Annotated in this window: 8 protein-coding genes; 7 read left to right on the top strand and 1 reads right to left on the bottom strand. The window is 52.3% G+C overall.

What is annotated here, in order from left to right; genetic code table 11:
- Positions 1–85 precede the first annotated feature (85 nt).
- Positions 86–541: a heme-binding domain-containing protein gene (locus tag TH61_RS08840; RefSeq protein ID WP_066512716.1), complete on the top strand. Its 456-nt coding sequence runs from the start codon at positions 86–88 to the stop codon at positions 539–541.
- A 54-nt stretch (positions 542–595) separates the two neighbouring features.
- On the opposite strand, the gene mutM is transcribed toward TH61_RS08840, so the two are convergent.
- A complete protein-coding gene (gene mutM, locus TH61_RS08835) occupies positions 596–1,414 on the bottom strand; it encodes a DNA-formamidopyrimidine glycosylase (RefSeq protein WP_066508376.1) in 819 nt (272 codons plus the stop codon).
- Between the two features lie 219 nt (positions 1,415–1,633).
- On the opposite strand from mutM, the gene TH61_RS08830 reads away from it, so the two are divergent.
- The 6 genes from TH61_RS08830 (at position 1,634) to TH61_RS08805 (ending at position 14,454) form a co-directional block, all read left to right on the top strand.
- A complete protein-coding gene (locus TH61_RS08830) occupies positions 1,634–2,179 on the top strand; it encodes a YfiT family bacillithiol transferase (RefSeq protein ID WP_066508372.1) in 546 nt (181 codons plus the stop codon).
- Positions 2,180–2,299: 120 nt separating this feature from the next.
- Positions 2,300–5,824: a gliding motility-associated C-terminal domain-containing protein gene (locus TH61_RS08825; protein WP_066508370.1), complete on the top strand. Its 3,525-nt coding sequence runs from the start codon at positions 2,300–2,302 to the stop codon at positions 5,822–5,824.
- Positions 5,825–5,889: 65 nt separating this feature from the next.
- Positions 5,890–6,447, top strand: coding sequence for a hypothetical protein (locus tag TH61_RS08820; protein WP_066508368.1), 558 nt, complete (start codon positions 5,890–5,892; stop codon positions 6,445–6,447).
- Positions 6,448–6,579: 132 nt separating this feature from the next.
- A complete protein-coding gene (msrA, locus tag TH61_RS08815; RefSeq protein ID WP_066508366.1) occupies positions 6,580–7,239 on the top strand; it encodes a peptide-methionine (S)-S-oxide reductase MsrA in 660 nt (219 codons plus the stop codon).
- Positions 7,240–7,490: 251 nt separating this feature from the next.
- Complete coding sequence (gene mfd, locus TH61_RS08810) at positions 7,491–10,847, top strand: transcription-repair coupling factor (protein WP_066508365.1); 3,357 nt, start codon at positions 7,491–7,493, stop codon at positions 10,845–10,847.
- Between the two features lie 130 nt (positions 10,848–10,977).
- On the top strand, positions 10,978–14,454 hold the full coding sequence (locus TH61_RS08805; RefSeq protein ID WP_066508363.1) for a PAS domain-containing protein: 3,477 nt from the start codon (positions 10,978–10,980) through the stop codon (positions 14,452–14,454).
- Positions 14,455–14,457: the final 3 nt, after the last annotated feature.

Below are 14,457 nucleotides of genomic sequence, written 5' to 3'. Positions count from 1 at the left end.
GAGGCTAAAACTAACAGCTTCTATTTTGGCTAAGAAAGATTTGTGCTGCTTTTCCTTAACTTAATGTTAGTTAATGTCTTTCTCCATGAAAACGAAAACCAAGATTCTCTGGGCTATTGTAGGGCTGCTGGTCCTTATCCAATTCATCAGGATAGATAAAACCAACCCGCCCGCAGACCCGGCCCAGGATTTTATCACGCTCAAAAACCCACCGCAAGAAGTAGCCCATATACTCAAAGCTTCTTGCTATGATTGCCATTCCAACCATACCACTTACCCTTGGTACACCAACGTAGCTCCGGTCTCTTGGTGGGTGAAGCGGCATATAAATGAAGGACGTGACGAGCTCAACTTTTCTGAATGGGGAAACTATACCGCCAAAAGAGCCGCGCACAAATTAGATGAAAGCTATGAGTTAGTGGCAGAAGGGGAAATGCCTTTGTCCTCTTATACGCTTATCCACGCCAACGCCCGCCTCTCAGAGCCGCAGAAACAGCAGTTGTTGGCTTGGCTCAAGACCCAGGGCGCAAAGGCCCAATAGCCCGTGTACAAGCTCATTTGTTTTTGATGTACCACGGCGTTACTTAATGGATGACTACAGTTGCTGGCACCTCGGGCAGAAGTAGGTAGCCCGGCCGCCCACATACTCCTTCTCAATCTTGGTCTGGCAATGCGGGCAGTGCAAATGCGCATCTTGGGCTCCGCCCGAAGGACGTTCATCCCATTCACGCGCGTGGATAAGGTAATGTACGGGGAAGTCGCGGTAAATGGCCTCTGCGCTTACGGCGGTTTCTAGTACACTCCTAATGGCAGCGGCCAAGCGGTTTATCTCTTCTGAAGTGAGGGTATCAGCCCTTCTTTCTGGGTGCAGTTTGGCCTGAAACAAAACCTCATCGGCTATCCAGTTGCCTACGCCGGGTGTAATGCGCTGGTCCAAGAGCAGGGATTTGAGTACTCCTTTCTTCTTGGCCAACCCTTTGGCAAGCTCCTCTGCGGTGATGGTCAAGGCATCTGGTCCTAGTTTCTTCTGTCTCTGGAACGCCTCTACACTAGAAGTCAAACCAATCCTGCCAAATTTTCGGGAGTCTATGAACGCAAACCTGAACCCATTCTGAAAGATGAATACCGCTCTGGCAAAACGGGGTGTCTCGGCCTCGTCCTTATAATACGCCACATCACCGGTCATCCCGAAGTGCATGGTCACCACCGCTCCGTGATCAGTGAACAGAAAAAGCTGCTTGCCTAGCCGGTGCGTACCCGTAAAGGCGTGCCCTATCAACGCCTTTCTGAACTCGTCCAAGTCTACCTGCAGCTGGCGTCTAGGGTCCTGCACGTCTACTTCGGCAATGGATTGGTGCAGGCTGGTCTCCTCAATGAATCTTCTGTAGGTCTCTACTTCGGGTAGTTCTGGCATAGGGCTAGGGAATCGTTTTTGGCCTGTTTTCTGGAAAAGAGCCTAAAAACGGCCTCTTCACTTTAACCAACAAGGCAGTGGATTGGTTATCAGAATCTTCTCCCAACCAAGGCACCTACCTCTAAAAATCAGTAGAAATACGCACATAAATATAAGCTTGGGGCATAGGGGAGCTAGTGGTATTTTGGTAAATTTGATAAACTCTTAAGCTTTGCGTGTATGGAAACAACTACCCTTTCTCTTGAACAACTCCGTTTCCCTGTCGGTCGGTTTGAATACCCGTCTGTGTACCAGACTGCGCTCACCCAGAAATCCATTGACGTCATCGCTGACCTGCCGGCCCAGCTGCGCGCCGCTGTAGAAGGCCTCACAGATGAACAGTTAGATACGCCCTACCGCCCAGGCGGCTGGACAATCAGACAAGTGGTGCACCACCTGCCAGACAGCCACATGAACAGCTACACGCGTTTCAGGCTGGCTTTAACCGAGGAGCGCCCCGTCATAAAACCTTATGATGAAAACGGCTGGGCCCAACTGCCAGACGCGCAGACCGCACCCATCCAAAGCTCCCTGCAGTTGCTAGATGCCCTGCACCAGCGGTGGGTGTTGCTGTTGCGCTCCATGACCTTCCCGCAGTGGCACCGCACGTTTGTGCACCCAGAAGGCGGCGAGATGTTTCTGTTCCAGACGGTGGGCATGTACGATTGGCATAGCCGGCACCATTTGGCGCACATCACTACCTTGAAAACCAGAATGGGCTGGTAAGGCCTGTTATATAAGGTCTTCGTTTTTGGCCTGTTTTATAGAAAACAGGCCAAAAACGAAGACAAAAAATTCTAAGAATATCCTCAAATTAGATTATTTTAGCCAGACCTTATTCTGGCTATGCAACTGTTCTCCCTCCTATCCATTTTCAATTTATTCTGGCAGACGCTTGCTTGGGCACCTTCTCCTTCGCCTACCACGCCTCCGGTTCCCTTTGCCGTTCAACCCGACGCACCCAACACAGACAACCGTTCTCTGGAGTTTGTGGAAAACAAAGGCCAATGGCCCAAGCAGGTACAGTTTTCAGCGGAAGTACCGGGCGGCCGACTCTTTTTACAGAACACCGGCTTTGTGTACACGCTCTATGACGCCAAAACCCTAGGCCACGGCCATGCCGACAAGGCAAAAAAGACCACTAAAAAAGCACCTGAACCTCTTTCTGACGAGGAGGAACAAGTAAAAGGCCATTCGTACACGGTCACGTTTGAAGGCGCCAAAACAGGACCACAGGTTAATGGCCAAGACCCTACGCCCGGCACCCGAAACTACTTTACAGGCAATGACCCTTCTAGATGGGGAAAAGCGGCCCAGGGATTCAGGAAGGTAGACTACCAGAACCTATACCAAGGCATTGACCTGGCCTTGTATGAAAAAGGCGGAAAGCTTAAATATGACTTCTATCTGGCGGCGGGTGCCTCGGCTAATAAGATAAAGATGAAATATAGCGGCGCTTCGCAGGTCAAACTCCAGGACGGCAATTTGGTGATCTCTACCACCGTAGGAGATGTAACCGAGCAGAAACCTGTAGCTTATCAACTAGTCAATGGCCAGCGCCAAGACGTACCCTGTGCGTTTGTGTTAAAGGAGAACACGGTTTCCTTCCAGTTCCCGGAGGGTTATAACCAGAAGCTCCCCTTGGTGATTGACCCGGTGGTGATTTTCTCCTCCTTTACTGGCTCTACCGCCGACAACTGGGGATTTACCGCCACCTATGACAGCCAGGGCCACATGTACTCTGGGGGCATTGCGTTCAAGACAGGCTATCCGGTGTCGCCGGGGGCGTTTCAGGTGAACTATGCAGACAGCGTAGACATTGCCATCATCAAATACAACACAGAAGTCTCAGGCCCAGCCGCTAGGTTGTACGCTACGTATTTGGGTGGCCGCAAAGCCGATGTGCCTCACAGCATGGTAGTCAACGCCAACGATGAGCTCTTGATTCTTTCTAGTGTGGGCTCCAATGATTTTCCTACGTCTGCCAGCGCCTTTGACCGGAGCTTTAACGGTGGCCCCCGTATTAAACCCTTGGGCAGCGGCGCCAACCCCAACTACCAGCTAGGCTCAGACATTGCCATCACCACGTTAAGCTCCAACGGCAGCACCTTGGTGGCCTCCACGTTTTTGGGCGGCACAGAAAATGACGGTTTGCTGAATCCCTTCGGGCCCAATGGCAATGAGTTGGTGCAAAACTACGGAGACCAGCACCGCGGCGACATCATCACAGACGCAGAAGGCAACGTGTACATCGCATCCAGCACCTTCTCCAGCGATTTCCCGGCCAGGAACGGCTTCCGGAACCAGTACTTTGGCGGCACCAATGACGCGGTCATCTGCAAGCTTTCGCCCAACTTAAGCCAACTGCTCTGGGCCAATTTTTATGGAGGCGAGGGTACAGACGCGGCTTATTCCATCCAGTTAGACAAGAATAAAAACGTGTACGTGGCAGGCGGCACCACCAGCACTACCTTACCCGGCACGGCCACTGGCTTGCATCCCACCAATAGCGGCTCAGTAGACGGCTTTGTGGTGAAGATTGCCAATGCAGGAGACAAGATTCTGGCGGGCACTTTTATAGGCACGTCTTCTTATGACCAAAGCTATTTTTTACAGCTAGACTTTGAAGAGAACGTGTATCTGTTTGGGCAGACGGCTGGCAATTACCCTGTCACGGCCAATGTCTACACCGTACCCAACGGCAAGCAGTTCATTCACAAGCTCAACAACAACCTTAACACCACGTTGCTCTCCACAGTTTTTGGGACCGGCGGCGCTTTGATAGACATTTCACCCACTGCGTTTTTAGTGGACGAGTGCGAACGCATTTTTATCTGCGGTTGGGGCGGCGTGACCAATGCGGGCTATGGTAATGGTAGAACGTTTGGTTTACCCACCACGCCAGATGCCATTCAACCTACCACAGACGGCAGTGACTTTTACCTGATGCAATTGTCGCCTAACGCCAAAGATTTGGTCTACGCCACGTTTTACGGAGGCATATTTGCCAATGAACACGTTGACGGCGGCACCAGCCGCTTTGACAACCGCGGCATTGTCTACCAAGCGGTCTGCGGTGGTTGCGGCGGCTACAGTGATTTCCCGGTACCGCCGGGCGCGCACACGTACAGCGCCTTGAACAAAAGCTCCAACTGCAACAACGCCTCCTTTAAGTTTGACTTCCAGACTTCGGCTAACGCCGGGGCAGACCGGCAGGTGTGCTCTGCAGATGCGCCCGTGTTGTTGCAGGGACTTCCGGCAGGTGGTTTCTGGACTGGGCCGGGCGTCTCATTGGTGGCAGGGCAATATTACTTTACGCCCAACATCAACCTCACCGGAGACAACATCCTCACGTACACCACCACCATTGCGGGGACTAACCTCTGCGTGAAGACCAACACCATGGTCATGAAAGTAGCAGCCTCTGTGCCTCACACCTTGGATATACCCTCCAGTATGTGCTTGAACGGGGAAACCATCACCTTGCAAGGGAGCCCGGCGGGCGGCACGTTTACTGTAGACGGCGCCGTAAGGTCTACCTTCTCTCCCTTGACGGCGGGCGTGGGGTACCATATCATCACGTACACCAGCACTGGCGCCAATGGCTTTTGCGGCACCGTGACCAGGACTATACAAGTACTGCCAGCGCCCATAATACAACTCGGCAAAGACCCTGTCATCTGTCCGGGCAGCGTGACGCCCATTCAGTTAACGGCTACGCCTGCCGGCGGAAACTGGACCGGCAAATACGTTACGCCCGCAGGTGTGTTCACGCCGCCTCCCGCCTTTACCGGCTCCACGCAGGTGACGTATACCATCCAGGGAGGCTGCGTAGCCGCTGCTACGCAGAAAATTTCCGTTTCGCCGGTGCCTGTTATCCAAGCCGATTTGGCCAATGACTGCCAGAATGATCCAGCCATCTCGGGGTATGCGCCTTTCAATGCGGTCTTTGCCAATACCACCACCGGCGCCACTACTTACCTCTGGGAATTTGGGGACGGCGGCACGTCTACTGACAAGCTTCCTACCCACACCTACCTGCAGCCCGGCACCTATACCGTCAAGCTCACGGTATTCTATGGCAATGGCTGCCAGGAACAGCGCGAATTGGGCAAAATCATAGTGGTCAATGGCATGATGCCTAACATTTTTACGCCCAACGCAGACGGCGTGAATGACACGTTTGTGCAGCGGTTTAGCTGCCTGCCCACGTCTTTGAACGTGTACAACCGCTGGGGCAAACAAGTCTATGAAAACAAAGACTATCAGCAGAACTGGACCGGTGACAACCTTTCTGAGGGCACGTATTTTTACCTTCTCAAAGACACCGCCGGCAACACCGCCAAAGGCTGGGTGGAGATTGTGAGATAGGCAGGGCGCAGGCACTTTCTAACAGTCCAACGCGTTCTTATCTTTGGCATTTAACAGAAACATTCATGGCTAGACCACCCAGAAAAAAGATTGGCATTCTCAACACCCCGCTTACCGTGTCAAGGCAGTTCTTGCCAGCCACCATTCTCTTGGTGATTGGTCTAATACTATTAGGCTTACAATACGGCACGCAAGTGGTACAGAATCCCAAAGACCTCACCGCCATTGAAGGCACCCTTAGCAATTACTCTTTCAAGAAAACCGAGAAAGGAGATCTGGACTACGGCATCTGGTTGCAAGAACTCACTGAGCGTTTTGTGTTGCCCAAGCATGAAATAGCACGTTTTGACACGGCCGCCTTTAAAGCGCAGGCTAAGATTGGCGAACGCCTCCGGGTGGAATACAATGCCAAGGAAGACCCTGTGAAGAACGAAGGCAACCGACGCATTTACAGTTTATCAGCGCCCAAAATCAACAAAAGCTTTTTAACCGCCGAGGATGTGTTGCGTCGAGATTCTGGTGGCTGGCTCACCTGGCTAACCTACGCCTTGATAGCGGCCGGCGTGGGACTCTTCGCCTGGAAAATCTATCAGCAGAACCAGCAACACGACGCTTCTTACTAAGACTTCGTTTTTGGCCTGTTTCCAGGAAATCAGGCCAAAAACGGATTGAAAAGGATTGGACGTCTGCCTCATATTTAGAAACTATTGCCCGCCCCAACCGGTTATAGAATAGGCACCAAATCGCCTTTACTTATGAGACATTTATTCTTCTCTCTTATACTATTGCTGGGCTTCACGTCCTGTGCCCAGAGCCAAAACAAGAAGCAGACTTCCACCAAAAAAACCACCGCCTCTGCTCCTATTAACAAAGAAGGCTTGGCCGTGGCCACGTTTGCGGGTGGCTGTTTTTGGTGCACCGAGGAATCCGCTGAAAAACTCAAAGGCGTGCACGAGGTAGTTTCTGGCTACACCGGCGGCACCGTCAAGAATCCCACCTATGAGCAAGTGACTACGGGCATGACCGGCCACGCCGAAGCCGTCCAGATTCACTATGATCCCAAGGTGATTAGCTACCAGACGTTGCTGGAAGCCTTCTTCGCGGCGCACGACCCTACCACCCTCAACCGCCAGGGCCCCGATGTAGGAACCCAGTACCGCTCCGCCATCTTCTATAAAACACCCGAGGAGAAAGCCCAGATTGACGCCTACATTGCCAAACTCAACAGCGCCCGTGCCTTCCAGGCTCCTATTGTCACGCAGGTAGAGCCGCTAAAAGAATTCTACGTAGCCGAAGACTACCACCAGGATTTCTACAAAACCAACCCAGACAACCCTTACATGCGCGCCGTCTCCAAGCCTAAACTGGAGAAGTTCAAGCAGAAAATGGAGGGCAAGCTGAAGGATCAGGAATAGGTTCACGCCGGGCATGGGCAGATTGTAAAGAAGAATTGTTGATAGCAGTGCGTTTTTGGCCTCTTTTCTGGTAAAGAGGCCAAAAACGCACTTTGACGTTTGTCAAGGTCAACTTCCCAATTCTTCAAGAGTACCTTTGATTCTACTCTCATTAATTCATTTACCCAAACAACTTTGGCTAGTTTGCTGCGTTTCCAGTAACCGGCAAGAATGGCTAGCTTTGCCCTACTATCTCAGGAAAGAATATCCCCTTGAAAGCAACTCAATTTTTAGAGCTATACCGCCAGGACCCCGTCGTGCAGACCGTGGCCCAGCGTTTGTCTGTGGCAGAGCCTACCCATGTGCAGTTGAAAGGTCTGGTAGGCAGTTTGGATGCCGTAGTGGCTTCTACCCTGCAAACCATGCAGCCGCGCACCCACCTGTTCATCCTGCATGACCGCGAAGAGGCCGCTTATTTTTACAGTGACCTTTCTAGCCTCTTAGAAGACACCCAAGAGGTATTGCTGTTCCCCAGCTCATATAAGCGGGCTTACCAGTTTGACAGCACCGAGAATGCCAACATTTTATTAAGAGCCGAGGTCCTTAACCGCCTCAACGACCGCGCCGGGGCCGGGGCTTTGATTGTGACGTATCCAGAGGCCCTCACGGAGAAGGTCATCAATAAGAAATCCCTGGTGGCAAACACGCTGGGCGCCAAGGTAGGCGAAAAGCTGGACGTCAATTTCCTCACTGAGGTCCTGAACAGCTATGACTTTGAGCGCACCGATTTTGTGTATGAGGCCGGCCAGTTTGCCGTGCGCGGCGGCATCATAGACGTCTACTCGTATGCCAACGAGTTACCCTACCGCTTGGAGTTATTTGGCGATGAGATTGAATCCATCAGGACCTTTGACCCCAACACCCAGCTTTCTGTAGAGCAGAAGAAGCAGATTAGCATCATCCCCAACGTGCAGACCAAACTGCTGCAAGAGACCCGCGAGTCGTTCTTGGACTTCATCCCCGAAGACAGCAAAATCTGGGTGAAGGACTACCGCCAAACCGTGGAGGTGGTAAGCGAGTCTTATGAGAAAGCTGAGCAGGCGTTCCAGGAGATGCTGGAGCACAGCGCCGGCGTGCAGATAGTCTCCAAACCCGCAGACCTGTTTGAAAGCGGAAAAGCGTTTAAGAAAGGCCTGGAGAAATTCACTTTAGTGGAGTTTGGCAAGCGCTTCAACTTTAAGAACGCCGAAGTGGTCCAGTTTCAAGCGCACCCACAGCCTTCCTTTAACAAGGATTTTCAGCGCTTGGCGGCCAACCTGCATGAGAACCAGAGCAACGGCTACGTGAACGTCATCGCCTCTGAGTCGCCGCGCCAGGCAGACCGCTTGCTCACCATTTTTGACGAACTGGACCATGACGTGCGGTTCCACCACATGATGCTGGCCCTGCGCGAAGGCTTCGTAGACGACCAAGTAAAATTGGTCGCCTACACAGACCACCAACTGTTTGAGCGCTATTACAAGCACAAAACCAAAGAAGGCTATTCCAAGTCAAAAGCGCTTACGCTTAAAGAACTCAAAACCTTAAAGTCGGGGGACTATGTCACGCACATGGACTACGGCATCGGGCGGTTTGCCGGGTTGGACAAGGTTGAAGTAGGCGGCAGGCTGCAGGAAGCCATTAGGTTGGTCTATAGAGATGATGATTTGCTGTACGTGAGTATTCACTCGCTGCACAAAATCACTAAATACACCGGCAAGGAAGGTACGCCGCCTAGCATGAGCAAGCTGGGCTCCCCAGAATGGGAGAACAAGAAAAAGAAGGTCAAGAGCAAGGTCAAAGACATTGCCGCCGAGCTCATCAGGCTTTACGCCAAGCGCAAGGCCGCTCCCGGCTATGCGTTCTCAAGAGACGGCTTCTTGCAGGCAGAATTGGAGTCTTCCTTTATCTATGAAGATACTCCAGACCAGGGCAAAGCCACTGAAGACGTGAAAAACGACATGGAGCAACCGCACCCCATGGATAGACTGGTGTGCGGGGACGTGGGTTTCGGGAAGACCGAGATTGCCATCCGCGCGGCCTTCAAAGCGGCCTGTGACGGCAAGCAGGTGGCCGTTTTGGTGCCTACCACCATCCTAGCCATGCAACATTATAAGACGTTCCGGGACCGCCTGGAGGCTTTTCCGGTGAATGTGGAGTATATCAATCGCTTTAAGACCACCAAGCAGATTAAGGAAACCCTGGCCCGCGTGGCCGAAGGCAAGACCGAAATCCTGATTGGCACGCACCGACTAGCCAGCAAGGACGTCAAGTTCAAGAACTTGGGCTTGCTGATCATTGACGAGGAGCAGAAGTTTGGGGTAAAAACCAAGGACCGCCTCAAAGAGATAAAAATCAATGTGGACACGCTTACGCTCACGGCCACGCCAATTCCGCGTACGCTGCACTTCTCTTTGATGGGTGCCCGCGACCTAAGCGTAATTGCCACGCCGCCACCTAACCGCCAACCGGTCCAGACAGAATTGCACGTCTTTGAAGACACCCTCATCAGAGACGCCGTCGCCGCTGAGCTGAAGCGCAAAGGCCAGGTCTTCTTTGTGCACAACCGCATAGCGGACATTGAGGAGATGGCCAACCTGATTCTGAAACTGGTACCAGACGTCAAGGTGACCTACGCCCATGGCCAGATGGACCCAGAGGAGTTAGAGAAACGCATGATGCGATTCGTGGAGGGCGAGTATGACGTGCTGGTGTCTACTAACATCATTGAAAGCGGGCTGGACATACCTAACGCCAACACCATCATCATCAACCGTGCGCACATGTTTGGCCTGAGTGATTTGCACCAGATGCGTGGGCGCGTGGGTCGTTCCAATAAAAAAGCCTACTGCTACCTGCTAACGCCACCGGTGTCGGGTCTGCCATCAGACGCTCGCAAGCGTTTGAGTACCCTGGAGGAATTCTCAGATTTGGGCGAAGGTTTCAAGATTGCTATGCGCGATCTGGACATACGCGGCGCGGGAAACATGCTGGGCGGTGAGCAGAGCGGTTTCATTACAGACCTTGGGTTTGAGGCTTACCATCAGATTCTGGATGAGGCGGTGCAAGAGTTGAAGGAGACCGAGTTCAAGGAGCTCTTCTTCAAAGACGTGGACCTGGATAAACTCATTGAACCCATCCGGGAATGTTCTATTGAAACGGACCTGGAGATTCTCATCCCAGACTACTACATCAGCAACATCTCTGAGCGTCTGCAGATGTACAGTAAGCTGGACAGCGTCAAAGACATGGAAAGCCTCAATAAATTGGTGGCGGGAATGGTGGATCGGTTCGGGCCCATGCCAGAGCAAGTAGAGCAACTGGTGACCATCGTGAAAATGCGCTGGGAGGCCTGTCACCTTGGTTTTGAGAAACTCACCATCAAGAAAGAGACGCTCAAGGGCTACATTCCTAGCCAGAACAATGATCCTTTCTTCCAATCTGAAACCTTTAGTCGCATTTTACAGTACGTGCAGCAGCACTCGCGCCGGTCCAGGTTAAAAGAAGCCAAGGACAAGTTGATTGTAATTGTAGAAAATGTCTCTACATTGGCAACGGCGCAAGCCATTTTTGAAGAACTGAAAGCATAGTCTATACGCGTTTTTGGCCTATTTCCCCCAAAACAGGCCAAAAACGCTTTTCCCTGCCCTTCTGCCAATCCATTGAACAATTAGAGCAGCCCAAGGGTTATCCTTGCCAATACGATATTTTCTTGAGAGTATGACCAGTACCGCAGCCCCAGTTTCGCCCGCTTTGGATTTGCACACGTTTCTACAGGCGCTACCGGGGCAACACGTCATTCTTACCCCAGAATTGGTGGTGCTAGAAGCCACAGATGACTACCTGGCCGCCACCCATTCCACCAGAGAGCACCTGATTGGTAAAAACCTGTTTGAGGCTTTTCCGGCCAACCCCGCAGCTCCTTCTGCCAATGCCATAGACCCTATTCAGCAATCCTTGGACTACGTGCTTTTGCACAAGCAGCCCCATACGCTGCAAAAGCCTTTACGCCATGACGTGCTGGGGCCGGACGGCACCTATGAGGAAAAATACTGGTGCCTTAAAAGCAAGCCCGTCTTAGATGCGCAGAAAGAAGTCTCCTACATTATCCATACGGTAGAGGACGTCACAGAAAGCCAGCTTCATAAGCGCGAGCAGGAGATTACCAAAGGCAGCATGGACGCCATGGTCGCGGCTTCGGGCGGCGTGTCCTGGGACTATGACATTAAAACCGGCAGGCTGTTTTGGAGCAAGAACTTTGAGCAGATTTTTGGCTATCCTGTTACAGCAGAAGGTGAACTCCCGGCCCAGTGGGATGCGCGAGTGCACCCAGAAGAATACCAGAGCCTGCGGGCCAGCTTAAACAAAACCGTAGCGAAGCAAGAAAAAGCCTGGACCGGCAAATACCGCTTTTTAAAGGCAGATGGCACTTACACGCATGTGGTAGACCACGGGTATATTCTCTATAACGAGGAAGGCGCCCCCTACCGCATGCTGGGCACCCTCTTAGACATTGAAGAACAGCAAAAAACAGAACGCCTGGCCAAAGAAAACCTGGAACGGTTTGAGCTCATGGCCAAAGCCACCAATGACGTAATCTGGGACTGGAACCTGGAGAATGACTATGTCTGGTGGAATGAAGGCTTTAAAGTAACGTTTGGCTACAAAGAAGAAGACATAGAACATGATGTCAACTCCTGGTATAGCCGTATTCATCCAGAAGATGCTACCCGCGTAGTGGACAGCATCCATCATGTCATAGACAGCGCTACCGGCACCAACTGGCAGGATGAGTACCGGTTCAGGAAAGCGGACGGCACCTACGCCGACATCTTTGACCGCGGCATCATTGCCCGTGACAAGACCGGCAAACCCGTGCGCATGATTGGCGCCATGCTGGACATCACAGAAAAGAACGAATACGCGGCCCAACTTAAAGCAAGTGAGGAGCACGTGCGCACCTTACTAGAAAGCATCCCAGAGATTGCGTGGGTTGGGCACGCGGATGGTTATGTCTACTATTATAACAAAGCCTGGTACAGCTACACCGGCACCACGTCCCCTGAGCAAAGCTGGGAAGGCGTGGTGCACCCAGATGATCTGGCGTACACCACCCGCATCTGGACACAGTCAATCGCCTCGGGCAAAGAGTACGTGAATGAGGCCCGGCTCAAGAGAGCCGCAGACGGGCAGTACCGGTGGTTTAGCATACGCGCCACGCCCGTATACAATGAGAACGGCACCATCCTGGCCTGGATTGGGGTGAACACAGATATACAGGAGCAGAAAAACATCCAGCAGAAGCTCAAGGAGCGGGATGAGTACGTGCAGCGCATGCTGGCCCAGTCGCCGGTGCAGTTTGCCGTGCTCAAGGGATCCAGCTGGCTCATAGACTTTGCCACTCCCCAGTTCAAGCAGTTGCTAGGCCACCGTGACATGGTGGGCAAGCCGTTCAAGTCTGTTTTGCCCGAGCTTAAAAGCCAGGGTTACTTTGAGATCATAGAGAACGTCTACGCTACCGGCAAAACCTATTTCGGGAACGAGTCTTCAGCGTTCCTGGACCGTACTGGCAACGGGCAGCTAGAGCTGGGCTACTTCAACTTTGTCTACCAACCGCTCTTTGATGACCAGCAGCTGGTGGAAGGCATCATGATCCTGATAGTGGAGGTAACGGAGCAGGTGCTTATTCGCCAAGAGGCTGAACAACTGGCCCAGGATTTAAAGGTGTCTCATGAGCGCACCCTCAACCTCTTAGAGGCCCTGCCCCACATGACCTTTACCACCAAGCCCAACGGTGACGTGGACTATTACAGCCCCAAGTGGTATGAAGGCTACCTGGGCACCAACTTTGAGAATTTAAAAGGCTGGGGCTGGCAGGATTTCATGCACCCAGATGATATGGAGCGCACTATCACCAACTGGCTGAAGTCACTGGAGACGGGTCAGGAGTTTGAGATGGAAAACCGCTGGAAGTCCAAAGAAGACGGCCAGTACCGGTGGTTCCTGATCAAAGGCGTGCCCGTGCGCGATGCAGAGGGCACCATCACGCAGTGGGTAGGTACGCACACCTACATGGAGGATCACAAACAAATGCTGTTAGCCCTGGAAGAAAGCACCAAGAACTTCCGGTTCCTGGCAGACTCCATGCCACAATTGGTCTGGACGACAGACGCGCTGGGCTTCCATGACTACTTTAACCAGCAGTGGGTGGACTACACCGGCTATAATGTAGAGGACAGCAAAGGCACCCAGATGTGGAACAACCTGCTGCACCCAGATGACCAGGCCCGCGCAGAAGCCCGCTGGCACTTGTCCTTGACCACCGGCGAACCCTATGAAATTGAATACCGTTTTAAACGCGCTTCTGACGGGGAATGGCGGTGGTTCTTAGGCAGGGCATTGCCACAGCGCAACGCAGAGGGCCAGATTATCAAATGGTTTGGTACCTGTACAGACATTGAGGACCAGAAACGCAATGAGTCGCTCATGGAGCAGACCAACCAGGAACTCAGGAATATCAATGAGGACCTAGACAGTTTCGTGTACACGGCCTCGCATGACTTAAAGCTGCCCATCATCAACATGGCGCGTATTTTTGAGGAACTCACCAAGAGCGCCACGTTCCAGGACCCAGACGCCAATTTGCTCATAAACATGTTCAACAAGTCTCTCACCCAGATACAGGGAACCATCCATGACCTGGCAGAGATTGTGAAAGTGCAGAAGAACATAGACTCCCATCAAGAAGAGGTAGCCCTGGAAGAGATGGTGGAGGAAGTGAAACTAAGCATCCAGGATCTGCTGCACCGCAACAGCGCAAGTATCATCACCCATTTTGAAGAGGCGCCTTCCCTCCTGTTCTCCCGGGTGAACCTCAAGAGTATTCTCTACAACCTGGTGAGCAACGCCGTCAAGTACCGCTCTTCTACACGCACCCCAGAAGTCACCATTACCTCAGCTCGTGAGGACGGGTTTCTGGTGTTGACGGTGCAGGACAATGGCATGGGCATGGACCTGGAGAAGCACGGTGCAAAACTGTTCCAGATGTTTAAGCGTTTCCATAACCATGTAGACGGTTCTGGGCTGGGCCTTTATATTGTTAACCGCATTTTGCAGAAAAACGGAGGGCGCATTGAGGTGCAAAGCCAGGTCAATACAGGCACTACTTTCACTATTTATTTTAAAGAGAACCTGTAAGGG

Source organism: Rufibacter sp. DG15C (assembly GCF_001577755.1).
In the GTDB taxonomy this organism is placed as follows: Bacteria; Bacteroidota; Bacteroidia; order Cytophagales; family Hymenobacteraceae; genus Nibribacter.
The sequence above is the reverse complement of the archived record's forward strand: the minus strand, read 5'-3'. Positions and strand labels throughout refer to the sequence as shown.

What these genes read in the sequence shown, in the direction of transcription:
- TH61_RS08840 (WP_066512716.1), top strand. Translation starts at nt 86, where the DNA reads ATGAAAACGAAAACCAAGATTCTCTGGGCTATTGTAGGGCTGCTGGTC.
- TH61_RS08820 (WP_066508368.1), top strand. Translation starts at nt 5,890, where the DNA reads ATGGCTAGACCACCCAGAAAAAAGATTGGCATTCTCAACACCCCGCTT.
- TH61_RS08830 (WP_066508372.1), top strand. Translation starts at nt 1,634, where the DNA reads ATGGAAACAACTACCCTTTCTCTTGAACAACTCCGTTTCCCTGTCGGT.
- TH61_RS08825 (WP_066508370.1), top strand. Translation starts at nt 2,300, where the DNA reads ATGCAACTGTTCTCCCTCCTATCCATTTTCAATTTATTCTGGCAGACG.
- TH61_RS08805 (WP_066508363.1), top strand. Translation starts at nt 10,978, where the DNA reads ATGACCAGTACCGCAGCCCCAGTTTCGCCCGCTTTGGATTTGCACACG.
- msrA (WP_066508366.1), top strand. Translation starts at nt 6,580, where the DNA reads ATGAGACATTTATTCTTCTCTCTTATACTATTGCTGGGCTTCACGTCC.
- mutM (WP_066508376.1), bottom strand. Translation starts at nt 1,414, where the DNA reads ATGCCAGAACTACCCGAAGTAGAGACCTACAGAAGATTCATTGAGGAG.